Origin of the sequence: Mariprofundus micogutta, assembly GCF_001895085.1 — a bacterium.
Lineage (GTDB): Bacteria > Pseudomonadota > Zetaproteobacteria > Mariprofundales > Mariprofundaceae > Mariprofundus > Mariprofundus micogutta.
Map to the genome: position 1 here is coordinate 12,417 of NZ_BDFD01000023.1, position 23,680 is coordinate 36,096.

The 23,680-nt window shown below is 48.4% G+C and carries 25 protein-coding genes and 1 other RNA gene; 9 read left to right on the forward strand and 17 right to left on the reverse strand.

Annotation, left to right across the window (positions count from 1 at the left end):
- Positions 1–53: 53 nt before the first annotated feature.
- Genes rplS through MMIC_RS10890 form a run of 3 tightly spaced genes read right to left on the reverse strand, consistent with a single transcriptional unit; the run spans position 54 to position 1,756 of the window.
- Complete coding sequence (rplS, locus tag MMIC_RS10880) at positions 54–422, reverse strand: 50S ribosomal protein L19 (protein WP_072660507.1); 369 nt, start codon at positions 420–422, stop codon at positions 54–56.
- A 44-nt stretch (positions 423–466) separates the two neighbouring features.
- Positions 467–1,006 (reverse strand): RNA methyltransferase, encoded by a 540-nt coding sequence (locus MMIC_RS10885; protein WP_072660508.1) that lies wholly within the window; start codon positions 1,004–1,006, stop codon positions 467–469.
- A gap of 51 nt (positions 1,007–1,057) precedes the next feature.
- Positions 1,058–1,756: a rhomboid family protein gene (locus tag MMIC_RS10890; RefSeq protein ID WP_072660509.1), complete on the reverse strand. Its 699-nt coding sequence runs from the start codon at positions 1,754–1,756 to the stop codon at positions 1,058–1,060.
- Between the two features lie 144 nt (positions 1,757–1,900).
- Between MMIC_RS10890 and MMIC_RS10895 the strand changes: the two genes are divergently transcribed.
- The gene (locus MMIC_RS10895; protein WP_072660510.1) at positions 1,901–2,758 is read left to right on the forward strand and encodes a CvfB family protein; all 858 of its coding nucleotides are present in this window, start codon (positions 1,901–1,903) and stop codon (positions 2,756–2,758) included.
- 523 nt (positions 2,759–3,281) lie between these two features.
- Here the strand turns inward: MMIC_RS10895 and MMIC_RS10900 are convergent.
- Positions 3,282–3,734 carry an RT0821/Lpp0805 family surface protein gene (locus MMIC_RS10900; RefSeq protein WP_072660511.1) on the reverse strand — a complete coding sequence of 151 codons (453 nt, stop codon included), beginning with the start codon at positions 3,732–3,734 and terminating at the stop codon, positions 3,282–3,284.
- Positions 3,735–4,157: 423 nt separating this feature from the next.
- Here MMIC_RS10900 and MMIC_RS10905 point away from each other — a divergent pair, with 423 nt between their 5' ends.
- Both MMIC_RS10905 and MMIC_RS10910 read left to right on the forward strand, forming a co-directional pair.
- On the forward strand, positions 4,158–5,054 hold the full coding sequence (locus tag MMIC_RS10905) for a DMT family transporter (RefSeq protein WP_072660512.1): 897 nt from the start codon (positions 4,158–4,160) through the stop codon (positions 5,052–5,054).
- 74 nt (positions 5,055–5,128) lie between these two features.
- On the forward strand, positions 5,129–5,719 hold the full coding sequence (locus MMIC_RS10910) for a hypothetical protein (protein ID WP_072660513.1): 591 nt from the start codon (positions 5,129–5,131) through the stop codon (positions 5,717–5,719).
- Between the two features lie 97 nt (positions 5,720–5,816).
- Here MMIC_RS10910 and MMIC_RS10915 read toward each other — a convergent pair whose 3' ends face one another.
- The 8 genes from MMIC_RS10915 to MMIC_RS10950 all read right to left on the reverse strand — a co-directional run bounded on the left by MMIC_RS10915 (position 5,817) and on the right by MMIC_RS10950 (position 12,250).
- A complete protein-coding gene (locus tag MMIC_RS10915) occupies positions 5,817–6,128 on the reverse strand; it encodes a hypothetical protein (RefSeq protein ID WP_083530574.1) in 312 nt (103 codons plus the stop codon).
- A gap of 95 nt (positions 6,129–6,223) precedes the next feature.
- Positions 6,224–6,631 (reverse strand): cytochrome c, encoded by a 408-nt coding sequence (locus tag MMIC_RS10920; RefSeq protein ID WP_072660514.1) that lies wholly within the window; start codon positions 6,629–6,631, stop codon positions 6,224–6,226.
- A 14-nt stretch (positions 6,632–6,645) separates the two neighbouring features.
- The gene (locus MMIC_RS10925; protein ID WP_072660515.1) at positions 6,646–7,932 is read right to left on the reverse strand and encodes a DUF1302 family protein; all 1,287 of its coding nucleotides are present in this window, start codon (positions 7,930–7,932) and stop codon (positions 6,646–6,648) included.
- Positions 7,929–10,235 (reverse strand): efflux RND transporter permease subunit, encoded by a 2,307-nt coding sequence (locus MMIC_RS10930; protein WP_072660516.1) that lies wholly within the window; start codon positions 10,233–10,235, stop codon positions 7,929–7,931. The genes MMIC_RS10925 and MMIC_RS10930 overlap by 4 nt, the downstream gene beginning before the upstream one ends.
- 45 nt (positions 10,236–10,280) lie before the next feature.
- A complete protein-coding gene (locus MMIC_RS10935) occupies positions 10,281–11,081 on the reverse strand; it encodes an outer membrane lipoprotein-sorting protein (RefSeq protein WP_072660517.1) in 801 nt (266 codons plus the stop codon).
- Positions 11,082–11,097: 16 nt separating this feature from the next.
- The gene (locus tag MMIC_RS10940) at positions 11,098–11,505 is read right to left on the reverse strand and encodes a hypothetical protein (RefSeq protein ID WP_072660518.1); all 408 of its coding nucleotides are present in this window, start codon (positions 11,503–11,505) and stop codon (positions 11,098–11,100) included.
- A 12-nt stretch (positions 11,506–11,517) separates the two neighbouring features.
- Positions 11,518–11,751 carry a YgaP family membrane protein gene (locus MMIC_RS10945; RefSeq protein ID WP_072660519.1) on the reverse strand — a complete coding sequence of 78 codons (234 nt, stop codon included), beginning with the start codon at positions 11,749–11,751 and terminating at the stop codon, positions 11,518–11,520.
- Positions 11,752–11,794: 43 nt separating this feature from the next.
- The gene (locus MMIC_RS10950; protein ID WP_072660520.1) at positions 11,795–12,250 is read right to left on the reverse strand and encodes a MarR family winged helix-turn-helix transcriptional regulator; all 456 of its coding nucleotides are present in this window, start codon (positions 12,248–12,250) and stop codon (positions 11,795–11,797) included.
- A gap of 121 nt (positions 12,251–12,371) precedes the next feature.
- Between MMIC_RS10950 and MMIC_RS10955 the strand changes: the two genes are divergently transcribed.
- The gene (locus MMIC_RS10955) at positions 12,372–13,217 is read left to right on the forward strand and encodes a 23S rRNA (adenine(2030)-N(6))-methyltransferase RlmJ (protein ID WP_072660521.1); all 846 of its coding nucleotides are present in this window, start codon (positions 12,372–12,374) and stop codon (positions 13,215–13,217) included.
- Between the two features lie 47 nt (positions 13,218–13,264).
- Here MMIC_RS10955 and ppnP read toward each other — a convergent pair whose 3' ends face one another.
- Together ppnP and MMIC_RS10965 are read right to left on the reverse strand one after the other, a co-directional pair.
- The gene (ppnP, locus tag MMIC_RS10960; RefSeq protein ID WP_072660522.1) at positions 13,265–13,546 is read right to left on the reverse strand and encodes a pyrimidine/purine nucleoside phosphorylase; all 282 of its coding nucleotides are present in this window, start codon (positions 13,544–13,546) and stop codon (positions 13,265–13,267) included.
- Positions 13,547–13,636: 90 nt separating this feature from the next.
- Entirely contained in the window at positions 13,637–14,305 is a 669-nt protein-coding gene (locus MMIC_RS10965) for a class I SAM-dependent methyltransferase (RefSeq protein WP_072660523.1), read from the reverse strand.
- Positions 14,306–14,424: 119 nt separating this feature from the next.
- Here MMIC_RS10965 and MMIC_RS10970 point away from each other — a divergent pair, with 119 nt between their 5' ends.
- Complete coding sequence (locus tag MMIC_RS10970) at positions 14,425–15,462, forward strand: coproporphyrinogen III oxidase (protein WP_072660524.1); 1,038 nt, start codon at positions 14,425–14,427, stop codon at positions 15,460–15,462.
- Between the two features lie 363 nt (positions 15,463–15,825).
- A non-coding RNA gene (gene ssrS, locus MMIC_RS13010) (6S RNA) lies at positions 15,826–15,989 on the forward strand.
- Between the two features lie 163 nt (positions 15,990–16,152).
- Here ssrS and MMIC_RS10975 read toward each other — a convergent pair.
- Positions 16,153–18,522 (reverse strand): Tex family protein, encoded by a 2,370-nt coding sequence (locus MMIC_RS10975; protein WP_072660525.1) that lies wholly within the window; start codon positions 18,520–18,522, stop codon positions 16,153–16,155.
- 328 nt (positions 18,523–18,850) lie between these two features.
- On the opposite strand from MMIC_RS10975, the gene MMIC_RS10980 reads away from it, so the two are divergent.
- Positions 18,851–20,353: a helicase HerA-like domain-containing protein gene (locus tag MMIC_RS10980; protein WP_072660526.1), complete on the forward strand. Its 1,503-nt coding sequence runs from the start codon at positions 18,851–18,853 to the stop codon at positions 20,351–20,353.
- Positions 20,354–20,798: 445 nt separating this feature from the next.
- Complete coding sequence (locus MMIC_RS10985) at positions 20,799–21,509, forward strand: class I SAM-dependent methyltransferase (protein ID WP_143144947.1); 711 nt, start codon at positions 20,799–20,801, stop codon at positions 21,507–21,509.
- A gap of 28 nt (positions 21,510–21,537) precedes the next feature.
- On the opposite strand, the gene MMIC_RS10990 is transcribed toward MMIC_RS10985, so the two are convergent.
- Complete coding sequence (locus MMIC_RS10990; protein WP_072660527.1) at positions 21,538–22,281, reverse strand: glycine zipper family protein; 744 nt, start codon at positions 22,279–22,281, stop codon at positions 21,538–21,540.
- A gap of 125 nt (positions 22,282–22,406) precedes the next feature.
- On the opposite strand from MMIC_RS10990, the gene MMIC_RS10995 reads away from it, so the two are divergent.
- Positions 22,407–23,330 carry an HDOD domain-containing protein gene (locus MMIC_RS10995; RefSeq protein ID WP_072660528.1) on the forward strand — a complete coding sequence of 308 codons (924 nt, stop codon included), beginning with the start codon at positions 22,407–22,409 and terminating at the stop codon, positions 23,328–23,330.
- Between the two features lie 16 nt (positions 23,331–23,346).
- Here MMIC_RS10995 and MMIC_RS11000 read toward each other — a convergent pair whose 3' ends face one another.
- Positions 23,347–23,586, reverse strand: coding sequence for a methyltransferase family protein (locus MMIC_RS11000; protein ID WP_072660529.1), 240 nt, complete (start codon positions 23,584–23,586; stop codon positions 23,347–23,349).
- Positions 23,587–23,680: the final 94 nt, after the last annotated feature.

The following is a 23,680-nucleotide window of genomic DNA, read 5'->3' on the forward strand; positions in this document are numbered from 1 at the left end:
GCCTAAGCTCCCCTTTTGCAATCCTGACACCTGTTCAGGCTGAATAGCTTCGCTTAGAAACGACGCTCGCGGATACGAGCAGCCTTACCACGCAGAGCACGCAGGTAGTACAGCTTGGCGCGACGAACACGGCCATGGCGAACTACAGTGATGCTTTCCAGCATTGGGGAATGCAGCGGGAACACACGCTCAACACCCACATTGTTAGAAATTTTACGCACAGTAAAAGAACTTGAAATGCCTTTGTTATGACGGGCAATAACAACACCTTCATACGCCTGCAGACGCTCGGTCTTCACCACACCATTCTTGGTGTCTTTAAAATCGATCAGACGAACATTCACGCGGACAGTATCGCCCTCGCGGAATGACGGGATATCTTCACGCAGCTGATCTTTTGTTACATCATCCAATGCACGCATTGTTACTTGCCTCCAAACACAAACCAGTCAGGGTCTGTTTTCCATTATATAGCAAGGCGATCCAGATAAATCGCCAAGGCAGCCCTGACAGAAAGGTGGCGCACTTTACCGACACCTTCGATTGGTGACAACCATCCATTTGCATCTGGCATGTTTTTCTCATCCAAACCCCAGCCTGTCCCGAGCACAATCAGGTGTTTTCCGTTGATATTCTTGAGTTCTGAAGGATTGATGCAGGACTCGTCAGGAGGTGTCGCCGATGTGTACCAGAGCTGATAATCATCTTCATCCAGAATCTGATCGATTGATTTAACGCATCGAATGGCGCTGAGAACCTCCTTGCGGGCGGGATTTCTCTCTCCCCCCTTACCATTCAGATAGTAATCGGTCATATCGTGAATCAGCGCATGCATGCCGTCAGCAGGATGTACCAGATAAACCGGTGACACATCATAAAAAGCACAGCTTCTGGCGAAATCATGTACATCAATGGAAGTAATCGCAGTGGTCGTAGTATCTCCACCACGATTGAGAACCGGATGATGCACCAGCGCCACAGCTATACGAGAAGAAGAATCAAACATGATGCAAGTCTACATCATTTACAGCGGTAACATACTCTGACTGACAAACTATCATCGCTTGGGCCGTGGAATTAACGGAGGTAATTTCTTTCCATCAGCTGGTGGCCTAGGTGCATTCAAAGGCAGGGGAATCGGTTTACCGTCAGGCGTCATACGTGCACGGGGCTTGCGGTTAATCTTACGAGCTCCGAGATAGATTCGATCAAAAGGCGTAAACAGGGCAACACCCAGCAGCGCACCGACCCCCTGAATCCTCCATAATATCTGCAGATCTTCACTTGCCACCGCATACGTAGTCCAGACAGCCAGACCCTCAATACATATTTTTCCGAGCAGGATGAACAGCAGCGGATATCCGAGAAAGAGTCGGAGCACAAGTGATTTGCACTCAACAATCAGAAACCAGCTGGTCATCATCCAGACCATCGTTACCAGCCCCGTGCTACCGCGATACACCTCTACATCAGGCATAAAATAAAACAGCAGCCACATCATCACCGGCATGGCAAAAACAGAGGCGATCAGCAGATGCAGAAATTTAACATATCGATTCAAAAGCAATCCGAGCAAAAATAGCGCCGTAGAATCAATGGTGAGCTGTAGCTGACTGTCATGCGTTAATTGTGCAGTCCATAAACGCCACCACTCACCATCGATAATAGCTTGCCGGCTATAAATCAGAAGATCGGCTCGCTCAGGTGTAAGGTACCATATGCCCCAGCAGGCAATCGCAAACAGGAATCCAAACATCTGCCAAGATTACGTTCTCTTATACTTTGCGCCAGCAGAGTTTATCCGGGACATGTGCAAATGATGCATCCATGCCTATGATTGCCGAATGATTCACATGCTTTAATTCAAGCATGGGCGTACTTCATTACCAAGGGAGATAATATGGCTGAAATCGGACGCTTGAACACACTGCGCGTAGTCAAACAACTGGATTTTGGTGTTTATCTTGATGGTGGTGATCTTGGCGAAATACTGATGCCAATCCGCTATGTGCCTGTACCGTGCGCTATCGGTGATGAACTGGAAGTGTTTATCTATTGCGATTCCGAAGACCGCCTGATTGCCACCACTGAAAAGCCTTATGCCATGGTTGGAGAGTTTGCACTGTTGAAAGCCGTTGCTGTCAATCAAACGGGAGCCTTCCTTCAATGGGGCATCATGAAAGATTTACTGGTGCCTTACTCTGAACAAAAGCCGCGCATGGAAGAGGGCAAACTCTATGTGGTACGCCTGTTTGTCGATGAAAACAGTAATCGCATTGTCGGCTCAGCCATGCTTGATGACTTTCTATACCGTGAATCTGATGACGAATTCGATGTTGGAGAAAGCGTCAACCTGTTTATAGCCAACCGCTCCGAGCTTGGCTATCAGGTCATAATTGATAATACCCACTGGGGCCTTCTGCACCACTCCGAGGTGGCGCACAATTTAAAACGCGGCGAAACCGTGGCCGGTTTCATCAAACATATACGTGAAGATAAGCGCATCGATGTCTGCCTGCATCTTAAACCCAGCGAAAAAACTGACGAAGTCTCGCAGTTAATTATTACGAAATTAAGAAAGAATGATGGCTTCCTTTCAGTCACTGACAAAAGTCATCCTGAAGAAATCATGGCTATGTTTGGCATCAGTAAAAAAATGTACAAAAAGGCAGTCGGGGCTCTGTATAAAAATAAAACAATAGCCATTGAATCCGACGGCATTCGCCTGCTCAAAGCATGGGCGACAAAAGAGCGTTAACTGAAACCCTGAATAGCTCCGCGAACTGATGATCACTTGTCCCATCCATCTGCCTGAACGCTTCAGCATTCTGGCTTCACACCGGCCTTTCCTGCTCAAAATGCGAAACCACAAATATTGGACTATAATAGCACCAATAGACTTAACAATGATTCAGCAGGAGATTACTGTGGATACCGAAAAACGAAGATCTGACCGAAACACTCCGCACGAGGTCCAAAAAGGCACGCTCTATCTTTGTGCCGACCATCGCCACTTCTCAGTGGATAATGTGGATGATTTTTCACCGAACGGCGTTGGATTGACTGTTTGTGGCTTAATAAACAGTGGTGATAAGGTACTGCTTCGCCTTCAACACAACCGGAGCTTCACACCAATACTTGGCTACGTAATGTGGAGCAGTTCAATTGGCATGAGATCTACGGGGACAATACAAATGCCTGTATCCAGACTAGGAATCAGACTCATTCATTAAGCCCGGATATCATCGTCTGAAAGGCGCGCTGTTATAATCGGCCAGCAATCAATCCATCATTCTCCAGCTACCATCAGGTTGCCGACAAGCAGTACCTTGTCCATTCTCCCTTTTTCCATCGATATAAATATCATGCTGATATTCACGGCAATTCTCTCCAGCAGCATTCAGGTAGGTCGATGTCGGTGTAGTGGTGAAATTCGCACCTGTATTCGGATTATTCCAGCTGCTTGACTGGCCATCATAATTGTATTCCAGCGCCCTCTGCGCGCGTGCTTCATCAGCTTGCCTGGCAATTTCTCGACCCAGCAATGACCCAGCTACAGTGCCTGCAACGATTGCTGCAGTTCTCCCGACCCCTTTTCCAACAGTAGATCCGAGCACTCCGCCTATAGCACCACCAACCACAGACCCCACATGTTCCCTGTCACTTTGTGTCCTGCAACCGGCCACGGGGATCATCAACAAGCCAATCAATACAATGATAAAACCATTTCTCATCGTCAAACCTCCGTTTCATTCAGGCGTAGCCCACTATCTATTTGTGATTATAATGGCGCCTGCAAACAAATCGCAAGCGTACTATTTGCACCCGCATCTTCTCCCTCACTCATCAGGTGTGCTTGAATGATACAACGGCATAAATGCTGTTTGACTCGCAGGACCATCACCGCAAACTCCGCCGCTATGAATAAACACCACGCACATAAGAAGATTGCACCTTTCGGTTGGCTAGTGGCTCGCCGAATTGCTTCCCTGTGCCCCGGAGTATTCATTATTTAAAGGACCACCTTTAATACTGCTGCTGAAACGGCCACGGGTTTTGATAAATCCGTGGCCGTTTTGTTTTGTGGCCGTGAATTCATCTGATGCTCATGGAAGAGCATCCAAATCAATGCGAATCAGCATACCAAGGGAGAAAAAATGAGCGTGCCATCGGCGTATTTAGGCGTCATTATAATCTGGAGCACCACACCACTGGCCATATTATGGAGCAGTGAAGAGGTCGGTTTTGTGTTCGGCGTAACCAGTCGAATGCTGATCGGTGCCATTCTGGCACTGGTGGTTGCCGCCCTGCTCGGCTCCGGACTGCAATGGCACCGCCGCGCCAAAATGGCCTACATGACCAGTGGCTTCGGTATTTACGGGGGCATGATTACTGTTTACTGGTCAGCACAATTTATTCCAACGGGCTGGATCTCAGTCATCTTCGGCATTTCACCAATCATCACAGCAATCATGGCTCGCATGTGGCTGGACAGCGAACAGCTGACACGTTCACGCCTGACTGGCATGTTGATGGGATTGTCCGGACTGGTTGTTATTTTTGCAACCAGCTTCAGCCTTCATGAACATGCCGCCCTCGGTGTGATCGGCATGCTTGTATCAGTGGCTGTACATTGTGCCAGTGCAGTATGGATCAAACGTATTGATGCAGAAGTACCTGCTATCGTCATGACCAGTGGCGGCTTGCTGTTTGCGGCACCGCTGTTTCTGCTTACATGGATATTAAGCGGTGCATCGTTGCCAGACGAGGCGCTTTCCACACGTACAGCTGGTTCTATCGCCTACCTGGCACTGCTTGGTTCGGTACTTGGCTTTGCGCTGTACTATTATGTGTTGAGCAAGGTGGAGGCAACACGTGTGGCACTACTGACACTTGTTACACCGGTCTGCGCACTGGGCCTTGGCAATATACTCAACAACGAACCCCTGACAGTAGAAATCATCATTGGATCACTGTTGATTCTCTCAGGCCTTGCCACGTTTGAATTCAGTGCAAAAGCCAATCGGATCAAAGCTCGTTTGTTGCGCTACTAAAAACAGGGCCTGCGTTACAGCAGGCCCTGTTTAATTCTTGAGCATAAATACAGAAGGCTTTAGCTTACTTAACAATGGACGATGACATACAGGCCCACTCATCACATTCACATGAACCCGATACTTGGTTCTACTACATCGATGATAGCGACCTGATAGTTAACGTCAGCGCCACATGGGAGTCATTTGCCGCAGCAAACGAAGGGCTGCCTGAATGTTCATTTTCTGCCTTGCAAGGAAAACCGATCCTGAGCCAATTCAGCGATGCTGAAACCCGCATGATATATTCCAAGATTTTTAAAAAGGTTCGCTCTGCACAACGGGTTATTTCATTTCTGATCCACTGTGATGCTCTCGATACCATTAGACATCTTGAAGCCAGCATCATTCCACTTCCACATCAGTTTCTGAAAGTTCAATTTAAACTGGTAAATGAGATCAAACGCGATCCGGCTATTGTACAGAAACTTTGCAACACGGATGACAATATTATCACCATGTGCAGTTATTGCGGAGACCTGAAGAACAGCAAGGGGCAGTGGCAACCCATAGAACAGGAAATCACTGCACGGGACTTCTTTCAACACCCGGCCCTGCCAAAAATAAGCCATGGCATCTGCCCTGACTGTAGTAACAACTTCCTTAATTCTATCAATTTAGCCTGATGGTGCAGTAGAGGGTTCATATCCTGCTAATCGAATAATCGAATCCTGCATACCAACAGGCCCTGCAAATACAGGGCCTGTTATTCAATATCTCAGGTTAACGGCCTCGGCCGCCACCCATTCTGCGCCCCTGACCCATACCCTGACCGTGTTCGCCCACTTCATCAGGAATCGCTTTCCCCTGTTCTCTGGCACGCTCTTTCATGCGTTCATGCTTCTCAATGCGGTACTGTTCGCGCTCTGCATCATTCATGCTACGCATCTTCTGGCGCTCTTCACTGCGCTCCTGCTCAGTCATCAGCTCACGCCCATAGACAGTCTCTCTCTCAGCAGAATACGCAACAGTTGATCCGGCTGATATGCCCATAAGCATTGCCACCATCATGGCCAAATACATTTCTCGTTTCATTGCTAACCTCCTTTCCAGGATTAGTTCACATAAGAAATTATAGATAAATGCAATACCCCTTTGAATTGGACAGATTGTCACACATACGACTTAACTTATTCCAACAGATTAACAATTCGGCTGCGATAGGAGGTATGGCAAGCCATGCAGGCAGTGAGCATCTGTGACTGGGACTGAATCAACAGCGGCATATCCTTAGCCCTGGCAGCCTCTTCTATTTTAATCGCCAGCTCATGTACTCTGCCATCCGCTTTCTTAAACGCTGACATTTCCGTGCCCAACTCACCCATGATTTTCAAACGCTGGCCCATTGATGGTTTGTCGTGATCGGCAATCGCATGTGCAAAATGAGCCGCCCCGGCAAAATCTTTCAACAGGATTGCATGGTTAAGGCTGGAATAGTCCTTACCTAACTGCTGCATGATTTGCTTCAATGAGCCGTCACCAGCCCAGGCTGTTCCAGTCAATAACATTGCTACTGTCAGAACCATGATCTTTTTCATATCCACTCCGGTCTTTAAAAGGTGTATTCAATCTCACTGTAAATTCGGTCATTTTTATCAAACTGACCGAAGAAGCCGTTCACACCACCGAACACATCACCACCAAGCCTTGCAGTAATCTGATCACTGAACTCATAAGACACTTTAGGACGCAACATCCAACTGCCATCTGCCCAGTCATACAGACCAATGATCTCCGGCTTCAGTTTCTCATTCATGTAATCGGTAGAGACCATCAGACTGACAAAACCCGAGGCCTGATCTTCAACCACATTTTTGTCCCAGCCCGGCAGATAACGGACAAAAAACTGCGGGCTGATACGCCAGTTATTTTTGTTGTAGTCCAGACCGAAAGCAGCATTGACTGTTGTTTCCCTGCCGATTGATGTTGCAGGCGTGACACCTGTTCTATTGATACCTTCACCGATATTTACCGCCACTTCACCGCGCAATACCAGTGCCCCGAAAGCATTGGAGAAAGAACCACCGACTGTATTCATGCGCTGGTATACCGGTGTCAGCGTCAACAGACCCGGAGTCAGGCTTTTCTGCATATTGGGTGAATCTTTCCAGCCATAAAACCAGTTCAGTGACAAATCCCAGCCGGAGAGATTGGAACGCCATGCCAGACCGGCTTCAACATCTGAAAGACGCCACCCAGGTTCATCTCCAGGCTGTACGGCAAGAGCAATGCCGGCAGGTGTTGCAGGCAGGGCAAAAGCCCAGCGTGAGCCAGCCGGTGCAAACTCTCCCGGCCGCGCATCGGGAATAACAATAAATTCGAACTCATGCTCAGAACCGCCGATATCGGCATACCAGTTCAACCGTGCAGACCACAGACCGATGCGTGAGTCGAGAAAATCATCGAGCATGAATTCGCGCATATCCAACGGATTGACGATATCTAGCATACGCAGACCGTCAGTCTTTCCCCAGACGATCTGCTGCTGACCAATACGGAAATCAAACGCATCACCGCCGTAGAGCAGATATGCCTCCTTACTCTGCAGATAAGTGCGATAGTGCTTCTTGATACCAGTTGTCAGATCTGTGGCATTGGTCTGTTCAACATCCATTGCTGCGTCATACCAGGCCAGCAGCCTGCCACGAAACTCCCAGCGATCACTTAAGATAGCCTCCGGCTTCAAATCCAGTCGAGTCTGCAGTTTATCCAGCCGCTTCTCACCCGAAACAAAATAAGCCGTCTCATTTTTCAGACTGCCATGCATTGTCCATTCTGCTGCAAAGGCAGAAGAAGAAAAAGCCAACGCCGCCGCAACAATTAAAACTATTCGTCTCATACCCTGATTTTTTCCTTACCCAGCCCCAGCAATACCGGGAACAGATAACAGGTGGCCAGATAACAGATCACCATGGTGGCTGCGATCAATGCGCCGAGTTTCATCTGCGGATAAAGCGCTGCTGTCAGCAACACCAGGAATCCACCGACAACCACAAAGGTATTAAACAGGATAGCATGGCCGACACTGCGGTTAGTATTGATAACGCTATCCTCATAACTGTTCCCCGCCACGCTCTCTTCGTGGTAACGATGCAGATAATGGATGGCAAAATCGACGCCGATTCCGAGAGCCATCGCTCCGGTCAGAGCTGTAGCTATATCAAGCGGGATACCGATATTCCCCATCATGCCATAATTGACAGTGACCGCGAGCGACACAGGAATCATGGCGATGGCTGCAATCAACAGACGTTTGAACATCCACCAGCAGAGCAGGAAGATGGCAAGTATAGAGGTTGCAAGGGAGGCAATCTGACCATCGATGATCATTTCAGACAGACGGTGCACTGTGAAACCGGTACCGGCCCACTCCACTTTGTATCCCATATCTTCCGGGAACCAGTTGTCAGTTTTATCCTGCATCCTGCCCAACAGTGCAGCCACCACCTTGGTTTCATCCGTTTTCATATTGATCCGAATATGGGCCTGGCGATAATCGCCAGTCATAAAGGTCTCAAAATCATCGGGTGCGCCGGAAAATGAATAGAGCAGCAGGTACTGAGCTGCCATATCTGATGTTTCAGGGACACGATTCCAGGCCGGATCATCAGCATGCAGTGCCTGATTCATTGTCTGTAGAAACTCAGCAATGGATGAGCTGTCGCCAACCATAGGATCTTTTTCAATCTCATCCTGGAGATCGATCAAATGCTGCAGAAACTCAGGTTCCAGCAGACCATTCTCACGACCTGTATCAATCATCACATCCAGACTTGTGGTGCCGGAAAAGTGCTCATTGAGCATTTCATCTGCCTGACGCAATGGGTCACCCGGCTTGAATTGATCTACCAGTGATGCATTCACATCCAGCTTCATCGCACCGAAAACAGAAACAGCCAGCAGTATCCCGAAGAAGGCCATAATGCGCTTAGGGTGCTTTAACACAGTTACACCCAGCCATTCCACATAAGCCGAAAACAATGGTTTGCGCTCTGCATGTTTTTCTTTTTCAGGCAGCAGCATCAGTGCCGCGGGTAACAGCAGCATGGTAATCAGCAGAGCATATATAATACCGATAGCTGCAAACATACCGAAATCACGAATTGGCGGCAGGTCTGAAGCCAGCATAGATAGAAAACCGACACCGGTGGTAACCGTCGTCATCAGCATCGGCTTCCACAGCTCGTGCATCACTTCAACCATACGCTCTTTGTGATGAGCATAAGCCTGATGATGGGCCAGCAATCGTTCGCGACTGAGAAAATGTACGGCATCAGCAATACCGATAGCCAGAATCAGGATCGGCAGCATGGTGGTAATGGTATAGATCGGAGCACCCAGTGCAGCCATCGTTCCCAGCGTCCAGATCTCAGCCATCAACACCACTGCAATCGGCAAGAGTACCCCGCGAGGTGTGCGGAAAGAGAGAAACAATAAAACCAGCAACAGCGCCATCACAATCGGCTGCATGCGCTTCATTTCTGCCGGCATATACACGCCAAACACGCCCTCGATTACCGGGCGTCCCGAGATATAGAAACGCTCTGAACCGCCACGCGCCTCCAACTCAGCCACCTTGGCTTTCATCAAATCATAAATCTCGGCATATTGATGGCGCGAATCAGGCATAGGTCGAACTGCAAAAATGGTACCGCTGCCATCGGCAGAGACAATCACATCCTCATAAACACCGAATTCATGCATACGTTGTTTCAGATGGTCAATTTGAGCCTGTGTTTCCGGCACATCCTCCATAAATTTTTCCACATCCAAACCAGCATCAGAGCCGCGAATATCTTTGATTGTAGCCAGAGAGAGCAGATCATTAAGCGCCAATGTGCGGAAGTGAGGTTGATCTGCCAGCCAGTCGGTTAACTCCTGAATTAATTTCAGACTAGCCGTATTATACACGCCATCTTTTTCATCATTAATGATGCCGACAATCACCAGGTCCGTGCTGCCAAAACGCTCTTCCAACACCTGCTTGTTAATATAAGCATCACTGTGTTTGGGCAACATGGCATCCATGTCGGTTTCGATATAAATATGGCGCATCTGACTGACGGCGAGAACTGTCGCCAGCACAAGTACAAGCAGTACCGATTTCGGATGGGTTAGAACCCAGTTAAAAAGTTTCTTCATGTTATTCCCCATATACCTGAAACAGACTGAACTGTTCAGCTGTGACTATTTCGCGCGATAGCCGCGCTTGAGCATGCGTTCTGAAAATGTGCGATCAGTCAGACCAGTATTATAACGATGTTCAGAGAATGAAAGTTCTGTGCGATGGCCGGACTGTATATTTGTCATTGTACCCCGCATTGCCGTCCATACTCCATCGATCTGTTTGATCTCTTCAGATACCAGGCGTTTTAATTCTTTGCCTTTACGATCCCAGAAATCAACGCGAATATACATGTTGATATCTTTGCGAATATAATAACGGGCATTTGAATATCCCAGGTTCTTCTTTAGCCCATCGGTTTTCGGCTCACCTTCGACAACCCACACATTATGACCATCCAATACCTCAGAACCGATCAACGTCCAGTTGTAATCCTCAAGCTCTGGTGTCTGCTTGATATCCTCGAAGGTGAAGTCGGTTCCCATGAAATAATCACCACGGTCCGAGGACGAGATACGACGCACTTTTTTCAGGGCTGGAAGGTAAAGCCACTGGTCATCATCCTTAGCAATGCCATCATAGTCCCAGGTCAACAGAGCTGTATCACGCACATTCGACGGTGCCAGAAAATAGGTGATCGATTTACTGTCCTTAGCGTAATCCTTGCGAAACGAAATCATCTCACGTTCACGCACATTGCCTCGGCGGTCAATCAGGCGCTGCTTCATTTTCTGAATCAGGTCATCACCATCATCCCGCGCATCCACTTGCTGCATAATCTCCAGTCCGCCTGATTCCCCACTATAGACCGGTGCTACAAAAAACATCGTTGCACTTAGAATCAACAAACCAATCACCTTCATTCTATCCTCCTCTGTATCAACGACGTACTAATTGACGAAAAACCAGCATTGATATCACTGTCCAGATTGTCGAGCGCAGTGTCATGGCTACAACCGTTCGCATCTCGTAAGCGCCATCAGTAAATATGTACAGCCCAAATGCTGCGAGCACCAATAACGTTGAGGCTGCAATCAGCATGGAAACGCCTGCAGCCCAGGGTTTTCGAAAGGCAATGCCCACACCGGCAATCAGATAAATAAAACCGGCAGTGAAATTAAACCAGAGGACAAATGGGACATAATCTCCGGCTGCAATTCGATAGCTCTCATCACCGAATAGCACTTGGCCGCCGGATTTTAGTGTCATAATTCCAAACAGCACGGCAACCAATGCCGCAACATACATCATTACCTTGCTGGCAGTAGCAGGCTCTTGTTCTGACATATTTACAGGCTATTAGCTTGCACAGGTACCGCACGCACCACCGGGCTTCACACCCAGTTTGATCAGGATTTTCTCCATCAGGCACCAACGGGTAAAGCCTGACTGGAACAGGTTTGCACCGACAAACAGGGTAAACCATAACCACGTAGGTTCATTCAATACGCTGCCGTTATACACCGAACTCAAAAACACCGACAACATGATAAAAAATCCTGCAATAATTCGAATTACTCTTTCTGTAGTCATTTTTCTCTCCTTTTTATTAGTAAGTTTTTAAATTGATTTCTCTTTATCGAATACTGATCAGTTTGTCTGATATATGTTTCAGTGTTTTGATTGCGATAGCTTTCTCTTCAGCCGGAATATCACTAAGCACTTCCTGCTGAAAACTGCGCACCAATGGAACCATCACTGCCAGTGCCTGATTCCCCGCTTCGGTCAATGCAATTCGAAAACAGCGCCGGTCTTCCTGACACGATTTTCGCTCAACCAGAGCTTTTTTAACCAAGCCGTCTATACGCCGGGTGATGGTAGTTTTATCACGCATCGTCAAAGCCGCTATTTCAACCTGAGTCATCGGCCCCTGTTTCATCAAGCGAAATAAAATGGAGAAATCCTGAGCTGACAATGAATAAGCATTGGCAGCAAAACGCCTGGCAATCTCTTCTGTCATCAGGAACGCCGTGCGATTCACATTCAGACCAATGGCCTGTTCCAGCTGAAAATCCAGTATTGATTCGCTCATATTTCTCTCCTGTGGTGCGCACACTACCCACAATTGTTGTATTATACAACTATTGTTATATGCATCTTTATTTTAACATGCTCTGCTATGCATGATCGGATAATCCATTCAGAGTGCGCTAATGCTCAGCTATCAGCACACCTACCACGCAGGAAATCATGCCGACGTATTGAAACATATCATCCTCGGTGATGTTGTGAGCGGGATGTTCAACAAGGAAGCGCCGCTGTTTATGCTTGATGCCTTTGCCAGCCGCGGTATTTATAATCTGAATTCAGATGAAGCATTAAAGAACAGGGAGTTTGATACCGGCGTTGGCAAACTCTGGCCAAGGCGCAACCAGAAAAGTCCGGAGGGAGTGGCTCGCTGGTTCAAACTGATCGCATCCGGCAACCAGGATGGAGGGTTTTCACGTTTTCCCGGCTCAACAGCTCTGCTGCATGAGATGTGCCGCGAATTCGATCGCCTTAGCGCCTGTGACCTGCACCCGCAGGAGTTCGACGGTTTGCGCCGCTCTTTTCAAGCCAATCGCCGTTTTTCCCTGCTCAAACGTGATGCCTTTGAAGCCTTGAAAGCACTACTGCCACCAAAAGAAAAACGCGGCCTGATCTTTCTCGACCCTTCCTACGAAGTAAAAGATGAATACCGTCAAATCGCCAAAGCCGTAGTCGATGCCCATCGTCGCTTTGCCACCGGTGTCTATGTCATCTGGTACCCGATTCTGCCTGCAGGGCGCCACCATGAACTGTTCAATGACCTGAAACGATCAGGCATTCGCAAAATCCTGCGCGTGGAACTGGATTGCGCTGATACATTCCCCGACATGCAGATGAGCGGGTCCGGCATGCTGATTGTCAACCCTCCCTGGCATGCACAACATGCCATAAAAAATTCATTGAACTGGGTTTCTGAAAAACTCACTGACGGCAATGGACTGACGCAGCTTAACTGGCTGGTGCCGGAATAAACGAACCTCTGTTATCCACAGAACCTCTCTATTTAAGAGATTGGTTATTACTTATACAAACAGAGATAGGCCGTCTGCCCTTTCACACGCACACCGAATGCCTGATCGGCCTCAACCATAAACTCGTCACCTGCTACAAAGCTCATCCATGCATCGGCACCCGGCAATTTCACATCCATAGCACCTGATGTGACCGACATAATCTCTTTGCAGGATGTGCCGAACTCGTATTCGCCTTCGGCCATCACACCAACTGTTGCTGGCCCTTCTGCCGTTTCAAATGCAATCGATTTTACTTTACCGTCAAAATATTCATTGGTTTTAAACATATAATCTCCTTATTCAAAATAAACTAATATAGTCAGAATATCCGCGCAGACCATTTGGCCTGCCAAAATCAAACACTGTTCCTCTTCATATCATGCCTGTTCAGAGCGCCGCATATAGATAGTGAAATCATCCGCAAGATAATCGGTTCGCAACTGACAAGCCGGTGTGATTTTTTTACAGAAACTGAATACTGCGTCCACATCATAGGCAATCAATTCGAGAAGTGATGCAGCATCAATATTTCGATGATCCAGCATATTAAAAGCCACGCCATTGCGACAAAGCTTGAACATTCTATCAATCACTCGCATAGCATATTCTCCGTCATCATGCAGATCCCAGTTCAACGTACCCGACAGAACTATCCAGTCAAAACTCTCTGGAGCCCAATCAAAATCGAACACCTCTCCTTGAAGTAATTTCAGTCCCGGATTCATCTCCAGTCCTTTGGCGAGAATATCAGGTGACAAATCGATGCCGGTATAATCCACCGGCAGCCCCTTTCCATTCAACCAGCTATAGAGATCGCCAAAGCCACAACCCACATCTAGCAGAGAATCCCAAGGACGAATACCAATCTCGGCAAGTGCCTCGAACCGAATCTTCTGCCCTCCGCGAGATTCCCAATACAGCGCTTCGGAAGAATAACCAAAGTAAGACACGCTATCCCTGTGTCTCTCGATCATCTCCTTTCGCTGACCTGCATCCATACCTGGAACTACGTCGCTCTCGCCAAAGGGTAAATACACTCTTCTCATGGCTGCCACTCTATGCCAAGCGAAGATCTATTGACCACCAAAAGCCGTCTCATCTTCGTTGTTGAAGCGATACGCAACGCCCTCCATAGTTCAGCACCAATAAATCTGAGGTTGTCCAAATGAAACGTATCCCCGCAAATTCCACATCCGCCACTAAAGGCCATGAACTGGTATCATCTCTTCAGAACCGCTTTGTAAGCGGTTTGGAAACACTGGCTAGTACTCTGGGAAGCAATCAGCGTTTCTCACCCGTCGAATGGTTCCGTGATGGGGGGAGGCACGGTGGCGGTATCCGTTATGAAAGCGCCGATGGTGATCTGTTCGGGCGCGGTTCAGTCAATGTTTCACAGGTCCACTACGATGATAATCCGGAGAAAAAACTGGGCTCAGCCTCAGCCATCTCCACGATCATTCATCCGAAGAATCCACTGGCTCCATCAGTACACATCCATATAAGCTGGACCGAAATGAAAAATGGCAAAGGTTACTGGCGCATGATGGCAGACCTGAATCCATCCAATGAAAATCCCGCTCATACATTACAGTTTCTTGATGCCATGAAGGAAGCTGCCCCCAACTGTTATGATGAAGCTGTTGCACAAGGGAATCGCTATTTCTTTATTCCCGCACTCGGCCGCCATCGCGGCGTTGCTCATTTCTATCTGGAAAACTACCGCACCGGAAATGCCGATGCCGATTACGCACTGGCTAAAACGATAGGTGAAGCAGCCATTGACACCTATCTCGAAATTCTCACGCAGGCTTTGCAGAATCCAGCCAAGGCCACAGACGTTGAGCAAGCGGCACAACTTGCCTACCACACACTCTATTTCTTCCAGGTTTTGACACTGGATCGGGGTACTACCACCGGTCTTCTGGTTCATGATCAGAACGATGTAGGCATCATGGGTTCACTACCTGCCCTGGTTGATCGTAAGCTTCTGGCTTCATGGATCGAGCGCATGCAAGCTCCTCAGAACAGACTTCTGGAAGCTCTGGTTGCCGCATTACCCGGGACTTCGCCCGCGCTGGTAGATGAAGCAGTGAAACAAAAACTCGCTGAAGTGGTTCGTTCTCATTATCGGAGACATCCGGAAGCGATTGAGATGCAAGCATCAGGCAACTTCATTCCACCGACAGTTAAGAATCACAGCTGATAACACAAAACCCAGTCCTCTGGTACTGGCATCCATCATCTATGCCCTACAGCAGACATGGCTCGTTGCACTGGTCTTGTGACTTATAAAAACCGGGCCGATGTTTACTAAACGGGAGCTAATATCCCCGGATTGTGTGAACCCCTTAAAACTGGGATACCTGATATCAGGATGCGCCGCCCCCTTACGATCAGGGTTCAGTGTATAGGTCACAACATCAGTGCAGTGGCAACAATTCAAGCCTGCCATCCTCCCCCCCTCCCTGGCAGGTCTGTATGTTTGAAATGCAAGCCAGATCTCTAACATGAATGGGCGATGCGGCTTGACGACAACAGCATGATGTTGTAGGTTGTATACAAGTTCGTTGCACTGGCGTTGTGGCTTATAAAGGTGAGCCGATGCGCACTGAACGGGAGCTTCTATATTCTGATTGTGTGAGTCCCCTGCGGGATACCTAATGTCAGAATGCAGCGCCCACCTTAACGTAAAGGGTTCAGGACATTATAGGCCACAATGCCAGTGCAATGACTCAATTCCCAAAGGCCTGCCCCCTCCCTCCTCGGCAGGCCTTTTAGTATTTAATCAATAAAATGCTATGGACCAAACATCGGTAATAACCATGGCTGACTCACCCACTATGTATCTTTCAAAAGACTGCGCAAAGCTCTGACAGGGCTAATTTTTACTTCATTACTTGTCTGCCACTGCTTTGGCAAATGCTGCCGCCAAAGCATTTTCAGGCTGCTTCTTTTGCTTATTCATTTGCCGCTGCACCTGATCTTTCGTTGTTTTCGGACGACTGGAGCGAGGCTTGCCCTGACGTGACTGATCATGACGTTTAACTCCATGCTTTTTGTCTGAACGAACGGACCTCTCAGCGCATTCACCCGGTTGATCATCCATACGCATGGTTAAGGATATACGTTTTCGTTTGGCATCTGCCTCCAGAACCTTCACCTGCACTACATCACCCGTCTTCACCACTTTACGCGGATCATCAATAAATTGATTGGTCATTGCAGAGATATGTACCAGACCATCCTGATGCACACCGACATCAACAAAGGCTCCAAAATTAGCAACGTTGGTCACCACCCCTTCCAGTATCATACCTTCGCGCAAATCACGTAACTCTTTGACACCACTCTTAAACTTTGCCGTGCGGAATTCCGGGCGCGGATCTCGCCCCGGCTTTTCAAATTCCAGCAGAATGTCAGACACAGTCATTTCACCGAAACGATCATCCGAAAAATCACTGGCTTTCAACTGCTGAAGAAACTCACGGTTCCCCATCAACTCGCGCACCGGTTTGCCGGCTTCCTCCACGATTTTTTCAACCACGGGATAGGCTTCCGGATGTACAGCCGAAGCATCGAGAGGGTTATCCCCCTTCATGATGCGAAGAAAACCGGCCGCCTGCTCAAAACTCTTTGGTCCAATCCCCTGCACTTTAAGAATTTGTTGGCGATTGCGGAAAGCCCCCTGCTCATCGCGTAGCTTAACGATATTCTCGGCCATCGAACGACTTAAACCTGCAACATGCGCCAACAATGGCACCGAAGCAGTGTTGATATCAACACCAACACGGTTCACACAGTCCTCAACCACGTTATCAAGACTGCGGCCGAGATGATTCTGGTTTACATCATGCTGGTACTGACCGACTCCAATAGATTTTGGCTCAATCTTCACAAGCTCCGCCAGCGGATCCTGCAAACGCCTGGCAATAGAAACCGCACCACGTAGCGACACATCAAGATCAGGAAACTCTTTAGCCGCAATTTCTGAAGCGGAATAAACAGATGCACCGGCCTCTGACACCATAACCTGAGTAAGTTGCAACTGCGCAAAACGCTCACGCAGCTCCTTGACCAGTGCTTCAGTTTCTCGAGAACCCGTACCATTTCCGATAGAGACCAAATCAACATGGTGTTTATCAGCCAACACAGCCAGAGCAGCAATCGCCTCATCCCAGCGTCTGGCTGGTGCATGCGGATAGATCGTGGTGGTATCAAGTACTTTTCCGGTTGGATCAACCACGGCCACTTTTACACCGGTACGCAGGCCCGGATCAAGTCCCATGGTAGCGCGCTGGCCTGCAGGTGCTGCCAATAACAGGTCACTCAGGTTATTGGCGAACACCTTGATAGCCTCGGCTTCCGCCTTTTCTCGCAGCTCACCAAGCAGATCAAGCTCAAGTCGTTTGGATATCTTCTGCTTCCATGCAGCACTCACACCCTCCAGCAGCCAGTTATCCGCAGCCCTTCCCGCCTTGCTGATTCTGTAATGATTGGCAATTGCTAACTCGCAGTGGCCTGCACCCGCAGTGTTTTCTGCCTGAATATCTTCGAGCAACTTCACCCGCAGTAGTCCTTCATGCTGGCCTCTGAATATTGCCAACGCTCGATGAGATGGAACACGTTTGAGTGGCTCACTGTAGGCAAAGTAATCGGAGAACTTCACAGCCTCTTCTTTCTTGCTGACAACGACACTGCTGGTAAGCAGGGCATGTTTCTTTAGATAATCACGCAGACGCCCAATCAAATCGGCATCTTCACCAAACAGTTCAATCAAAATGTCACGTGCACCATCAAGGGCGGCCTCTATATTCTCAATACCATGTTCAATATTGATAAATGATGCAGCCTGCACTTCCGGTTTTGGTGACGGGTTGGCCAGCAGAGCCTTTGCCAATGGCTCAAGACCAGCTTCACGTGCCATCTGAGCTTTGCTGCGACGTTTCGGTTTATAGGGAAGATAGAGATCTTCCAGACGAGCCAGTGTTTCAGCTGCCTTGATAGAGTTCTCTAGTCCGGATGTAAGTTTTTCCTGCGCAGCTATCGATTTCAGGATTGCGGTGCGACGTGCTTCCAAATCACGCAGGCATGAAAGACGCTGCTCCAGAAAGCGCAGCTGTGTATCATCCAGCCCCCCGGTAATCTCTTTTCGGTAACGGGCAATAAACGGCACGGTTGCTCCATCATCAAGAAGAGCTGTCGCAGCAACGACTTGTCGTTCATTCACTTGCAGCTCTTTAGCAATACGCAATGCAATCCGCATGGTTTCTCCTAAAACATATATTGAGGAAATCTAACCCGACGAATCCGGGCTGGTGGCAGTTTATAGCCGAATCTCCAGAATGAAACAGGCACTCGTGAAAAAGGCTCCGGCGTAAACCGGAGCCTGTGAAAACACCTCAATTCGAGAGGGACTGACATCCGGAGCCATCGGGGAGGGAGGGTGATTCGCTCCGGACAGGCGATACTTTGTGATTCACCCGTTAGCACTTTGTGAACCAACTATGAATATAAATTTATCATACCTCTTCACGATGCTAGCCATATCAATTACGCTGTATCTTTCTACTGGCTGTTGAAGGAGGAAGATCATGAGCGAAACATCCCACATTCTTATTGGAGGCATGCGCCAACAACAGGTTACACTTGATGCACGCATGGCCAACCGTCATGGTCTGATTGCCGGGGCCACAGGCACTGGTAAAACTGTAACCCTACAATCAATTGCTGAAGGTTTTTCACACATAGGTGTGCCAGTATTTATGGCAGATATCAAAGGCGATCTTTCCGGCATTTCGCAGACCGGCAGACCGCATAAGGAAATTGACCGGCGCATTAGTGAAATCGCCATTGATGGTTATACACAGCGAGGTAATCCCGTGCTGTTCTGGGATATATTCGGTCGCTCAGGCCACCCTGTACGCACTACGATTTCAGATATGGGACCACTGCTGCTTTCAAACCTGCTGGATCTTAATGATACACAGAGCGGCGTTCTGTATGCAGCGTTCCGTATTGCAGATGATCAGGGCCTGCTACTGCTCGACCTGAAAGACCTGCGTTCCATGCTCTCCTGGATGAGTGATCACACAAAAGAACTGAAATCTGATTATGGTAATATATCGGCGGCCAGTATCGGTGCTATTCAACGCAGTCTTTTAGTACTTGAAGAGCAAGGGGCTGAAAACTTTTTTGGTGAACCTGCGCTTAGGCTCGCAGACCTGATGATGGTGGATTTCTCAGGCCAGGGGGTCATTAGCCTGTTTGATGCCACCGAGTTAATCACCAGATCACCCAAGCTCTATGCAACTTTTCTGCTCTGGCTACTGGCTGAGTTATATGAAAACCTTCCTGAAGTTGGCGATGTGGACAAACCGAAAATGGTGCTGTTTTTCGATGAAGCACATCTGCTGTTTGACGATGCACCGGATGTGCTGCTTGATAAAGTGGAACAGGTTGTGCGTCTGATCCGTTCCAAAGGCGTAGGCATTTATTTTATTTCCCAAAGCCCACTTGATATTCCCGAGAATGTACTTGGTCAGCTTGGCATGCGTGTGCAACACGCACTCAGAGCATTTACTCCCAAAGATAAAAAAGCGGTAAAAACAGTTGCCGAAACCTTTAGAGCGAATCCGGCCCTAGATACTGCAACAGTGATTACCGAGCTTGGTATTGGAGAAGCTCTGGTTTCCACGCTTGATGCAAGCGGTGCACCTACAGCTGTTGAGCGCGTTCTGGTCGCACCACCGCAATCACGTATTGGCCCTGCCAGTAGCGAAGAGCGAGCGGCTATGATCTCGCGTTCTCCAGCAGCCGGACGATATAATGATATCATCGACCGTGAATCAGCTTATGAATTACTCAAGTCTCGCGCTGAGGAACAATCCCGTCGTGAGGTAGCCGAAAAGGCTGAGCAGCAGCAGAAAATCATGTCCGAACCGGTCAGGCCAAAACGCAGACCCGGTCGCCCGCGTGACTCTTTGAGTACATCCATGATGAAATCAGCGGCCCGCTCCGTCAGTACAGCCATAGGTGGTGCCATCGGTCGCAAGCTGGTTCGCGGATTGCTCGGTTCACTGCTAGGCGGCAGATAAATCAGCTGATCTATGCCCGAGAACAGTTATTGGCATCAGATATGCTTTATCATCTATACATAGCTCGTTGCACTGGTTTTGTGACTTATAAGTCTGGGCCGATGTGCACTGAACGGGAGCTAATATCTCCGGATTGTGTGAATCCCTTAACCTGGGATACCTGATATCAGGATGCGGCACCCACCTTATCATAAAGGGTTCAGTACATAGGTCACAATACCAGTGCAACGACAATAGATCATAGAAGGCCTGCCATCCTCCCCCCCCCCTCTTCGGCAGGCCTTTTTGTTGATACACCTCTAACATGTCAAAAACCGCAACCTGAACAGCTCATTTACTGTCAAAGTTGTGACCCTTCAGTGCCGGAATCAGACATAAAATACTTAGACACTCGTGAATACCTGTGGTTGCTCAGCAGTCAATATGCACCTACGCTCACAGCATAATGAAACTTTTAGATTCAACCACTCCAGAGACCTGCGCCGAGAATGAGATCTACAACAAGCTGTTGCAACTCGATGGCAAAAATATTCTGGAACTGGGTTGTGGTCGTGCCGAAATCACCCGTGCCATTGCCTGCGAAGGAATCAACCGCCACATCACTGCGCTGGAGGTGGATAAGATTCAGTATCGCCATCTCCAGGCCATCGATGACCTTGCCAATGTAGAATTTATCATGGCTGGTGCCGAAAGCATTCCCTGTCCTGATAACAACTTTGATATCGTGTTCATGTTTAAATCACTGCATCATGTACCACTGGATCTGATGCAGCAGGCATTACAGGAAATTCACCGCGTTCTCAAACCCGGAGGGCTTGCCTATATCTCAGAACCTGTGTTCGCTGGTGACTTCAATGATCTACTAAAAATGTTTCATGATGAGCAAATCGTGCGTCTTGCTGCCTTTGAAGCAATCAAAGACTGCGTTGATGCAGAGCTCCTTTCGCTGCAGAAGGAATACTTTTTCAATGCTCCAATCTGCTTTGAGAATTTTGCTGACTTTGAACAAAAAATTCTCGCTGCGACTCACACCGACCATAAGCTGTCTGATGCACTCTATGCGCGGGTAAAACAGAAATTCGAATCACATTTGAGTGAATCCGGTGCGCAATATCTAATGCCTATACGCATTGATCTGTTACAAAAAGAGCGGTAAATCCAAGCTGCAACTGATAGTCACATGATCAGTCATCGTGTTCCTCTTCCCACTTTTCGCGGCTCTCAATATAATTCTGACGCCGCTCTTCATGCTGAAGTAAACGTTCCCGACGATTCTTACGATGTTCATTCAATTCTTGCTGACGCTGTTCCCGGCGAATATCTCTGCGCTTCCGGTCATCATTACTATTGTTCCGGTACTGATCATATTCATGACTGTAACGATCATCCTCATCCCGCATGTCACGTCGCTGATGAACCCTGTGCCTCGGTGCATGGTAACGACTCATGCGCGATAGATTATGCCGGGAAGGGTAGTAATGTGGATCAAGCCTGAGAGCATGATTAAAGTGGGCTCTTGCGCCAGCTGAATCACCCCATAACATCAATGCCATACCAAGATCATTGTGTGCCGCCGGGTTGTCCGGGCAATAAGCAATACCCTGACGCATCAAAGATACTCTCATACCCAGATTGCGGGCATGCCTTGCCTTTCCGAAGTAGACATCACCTCTTCTACAAGATCTGCGATGGTAACGTACTTCCGATGCATGAATACGATCATCTCTGTCATCGGCCAGAATCGCTCCAGCCAAGCCACCGAGAACACCACCAATAATAGCGCCTTCAACAATCTGATCACTCTGAGCACCTATGACTGCACCTGCGGTGGCTCCAACCACAGCTCCCTGTGTAGCCGTCCGTTCCTGATGTGCGGTCGCGCAGCCGGTCAGCACCAGGGTCACAGCAATAAAAACATATCGTTTCATAATCACCTCCTCGGCAAGCTATAGCTTACTCCGCCAGATCGACCCGACAAGAGGCCTTTGAGCTTCTGATTTTTTGGCCCATTGATTGCTCTCTGATGTCATCCTGATTTATGCAAGGAGCAGATATGCAAAACAATGCCACACACCCACATTTTGATCTCTCATTGAAAGATGGTGATTTGCTCTATCAACAGTTACTGCCAGCCGAAGGTACACGTGGTCGATTAACCATGTACCAGAATAGCATCAGTTCGCTGCCACTGCCACCGGCCCTTTGGAACGCTTTTCAACGCGCCTGCAGCGAAGAAGCCTCCAGTCAGCAACTCGGAGAGATTATCAAGGATGACCCTGTACTTTCCGCGTCCATACTACGCTTTGCGAATTCAGCTGGCATTGTACATACGCCGATCAATGATGTCGGCAGAGGTATTTCACGCCTAGGGAACTCTATGGTTCGTAGCGTCGTCGCCAAACACGCTTTTTCTGCATCTTCTTCAAGCACAGGCAAAGTGTATGACATTCCGATGTTATGGAAGCATGGTATGGCAGTCTCAGCTTTGGCAGAAATTGTTGCCGACCATATCCCCGGCTGCAATCGGAATGAAGCCGGCACAATCGGTCTGTTCCATGATGTAGGAAGATTGGGATACAATCTGGTGAATGAATTCATGCAGCCTGCAGAGCTGGATCCGGCCAAAGGATATCTCGTTTACGAGCTTGAACGTTCAGGCTGCACCCATATTGATATGGGTTTACTGCTGGCAGAGCACTGGCAATTACCGGAGAAAATATGTAAGGGCATCCGTTATCATCATCATCCGGCCTACGTCGAAGCTGAAGCTATTCCATCTGAAATCAGGGCTGAAGTGCTGGCAGTATATCTGGCTGACCTGTTGGCTATTCGCCTCGGTGTTGCTGGCGGTAATCCGGGAACTATCCCACCGCATGCAAGTTTTGCGGACATGCTGCCGAACACAACACTGACCGATCTGGCCAACGATAGAAAAGTCGGTTCTGAACTGGCCCTTGTTCAGGCGATGGAGTTTTAATATTCCATAAACCTAATCACCATACACCTGGAACCAGACGATAGCGTACCCGTTCAGAGTAGTCAGTGTAGCCATTGAGTTCGGCATGCAGCGTCTTCTCTTCAAAAAAGATACGAATCAGAAATGATAAAGAAATCAGCAACGCAAGCGGCAACGTCCACCATGAACCCAAAGCCAATGGAAGGCAGAGCAACATCGTGATGAAACCGGTATACATGGGGTGACTGTCAATCAGCACCCAAAATTGACCCCCCATCAGCGTCCAATTTTGACCCCCCTAAAGTCTGTTTAAATCATGCTCTATTTTTGAATCTCCAGCTCTCATTTCCGGTCTCTATAATGTCACAATG

Coding starts and splice junctions, on each gene's coding strand:
- rplS (WP_072660507.1), bottom strand. CDS start 422: ATGCGTGCATTGGATGATGTAACAAAAGATCAGCTGCGTGAAGATATC.
- MMIC_RS10885 (WP_072660508.1), bottom strand. CDS start 1,006: ATGTTTGATTCTTCTTCTCGTATAGCTGTGGCGCTGGTGCATCATCCG.
- MMIC_RS10890 (WP_072660509.1), bottom strand. CDS start 1,756: ATGTTTGGATTCCTGTTTGCGATTGCCTGCTGGGGCATATGGTACCTT.
- MMIC_RS10895 (WP_072660510.1), top strand. CDS start 1,901: ATGGCTGAAATCGGACGCTTGAACACACTGCGCGTAGTCAAACAACTG.
- MMIC_RS10900 (WP_072660511.1), bottom strand. CDS start 3,734: ATGAGAAATGGTTTTATCATTGTATTGATTGGCTTGTTGATGATCCCC.
- MMIC_RS10905 (WP_072660512.1), top strand. CDS start 4,158: ATGAGCGTGCCATCGGCGTATTTAGGCGTCATTATAATCTGGAGCACC.
- MMIC_RS10910 (WP_072660513.1), top strand. CDS start 5,129: ATGGACGATGACATACAGGCCCACTCATCACATTCACATGAACCCGAT.
- MMIC_RS10915 (WP_083530574.1), bottom strand. CDS start 6,128: ATGAAACGAGAAATGTATTTGGCCATGATGGTGGCAATGCTTATGGGC.
- MMIC_RS10920 (WP_072660514.1), bottom strand. CDS start 6,631: ATGAAAAAGATCATGGTTCTGACAGTAGCAATGTTATTGACTGGAACA.
- MMIC_RS10925 (WP_072660515.1), bottom strand. CDS start 7,932: ATGAGACGAATAGTTTTAATTGTTGCGGCGGCGTTGGCTTTTTCTTCT.
- MMIC_RS10930 (WP_072660516.1), bottom strand. CDS start 10,235: ATGAAGAAACTTTTTAACTGGGTTCTAACCCATCCGAAATCGGTACTG.
- MMIC_RS10935 (WP_072660517.1), bottom strand. CDS start 11,081: ATGAAGGTGATTGGTTTGTTGATTCTAAGTGCAACGATGTTTTTTGTA.
- MMIC_RS10940 (WP_072660518.1), bottom strand. CDS start 11,505: ATGTCAGAACAAGAGCCTGCTACTGCCAGCAAGGTAATGATGTATGTT.
- MMIC_RS10945 (WP_072660519.1), bottom strand. CDS start 11,751: ATGACTACAGAAAGAGTAATTCGAATTATTGCAGGATTTTTTATCATG.
- MMIC_RS10950 (WP_072660520.1), bottom strand. CDS start 12,250: ATGAGCGAATCAATACTGGATTTTCAGCTGGAACAGGCCATTGGTCTG.
- MMIC_RS10955 (WP_072660521.1), top strand. CDS start 12,372: ATGCTCAGCTATCAGCACACCTACCACGCAGGAAATCATGCCGACGTA.
- ppnP (WP_072660522.1), bottom strand. CDS start 13,546: ATGTTTAAAACCAATGAATATTTTGACGGTAAAGTAAAATCGATTGCA.
- MMIC_RS10965 (WP_072660523.1), bottom strand. CDS start 14,305: ATGAGAAGAGTGTATTTACCCTTTGGCGAGAGCGACGTAGTTCCAGGT.
- MMIC_RS10970 (WP_072660524.1), top strand. CDS start 14,425: ATGAAACGTATCCCCGCAAATTCCACATCCGCCACTAAAGGCCATGAA.
- MMIC_RS10975 (WP_072660525.1), bottom strand. CDS start 18,522: ATGCGGATTGCATTGCGTATTGCTAAAGAGCTGCAAGTGAATGAACGA.
- MMIC_RS10980 (WP_072660526.1), top strand. CDS start 18,851: ATGAGCGAAACATCCCACATTCTTATTGGAGGCATGCGCCAACAACAG.
- MMIC_RS10985 (WP_143144947.1), top strand. CDS start 20,799: ATGAAACTTTTAGATTCAACCACTCCAGAGACCTGCGCCGAGAATGAG.
- MMIC_RS10990 (WP_072660527.1), bottom strand. CDS start 22,281: ATGAAACGATATGTTTTTATTGCTGTGACCCTGGTGCTGACCGGCTGC.
- MMIC_RS10995 (WP_072660528.1), top strand. CDS start 22,407: ATGCAAAACAATGCCACACACCCACATTTTGATCTCTCATTGAAAGAT.
- MMIC_RS11000 (WP_072660529.1), bottom strand. CDS start 23,586: ATGGGGGGTCAATTTTGGGTGCTGATTGACAGTCACCCCATGTATACC.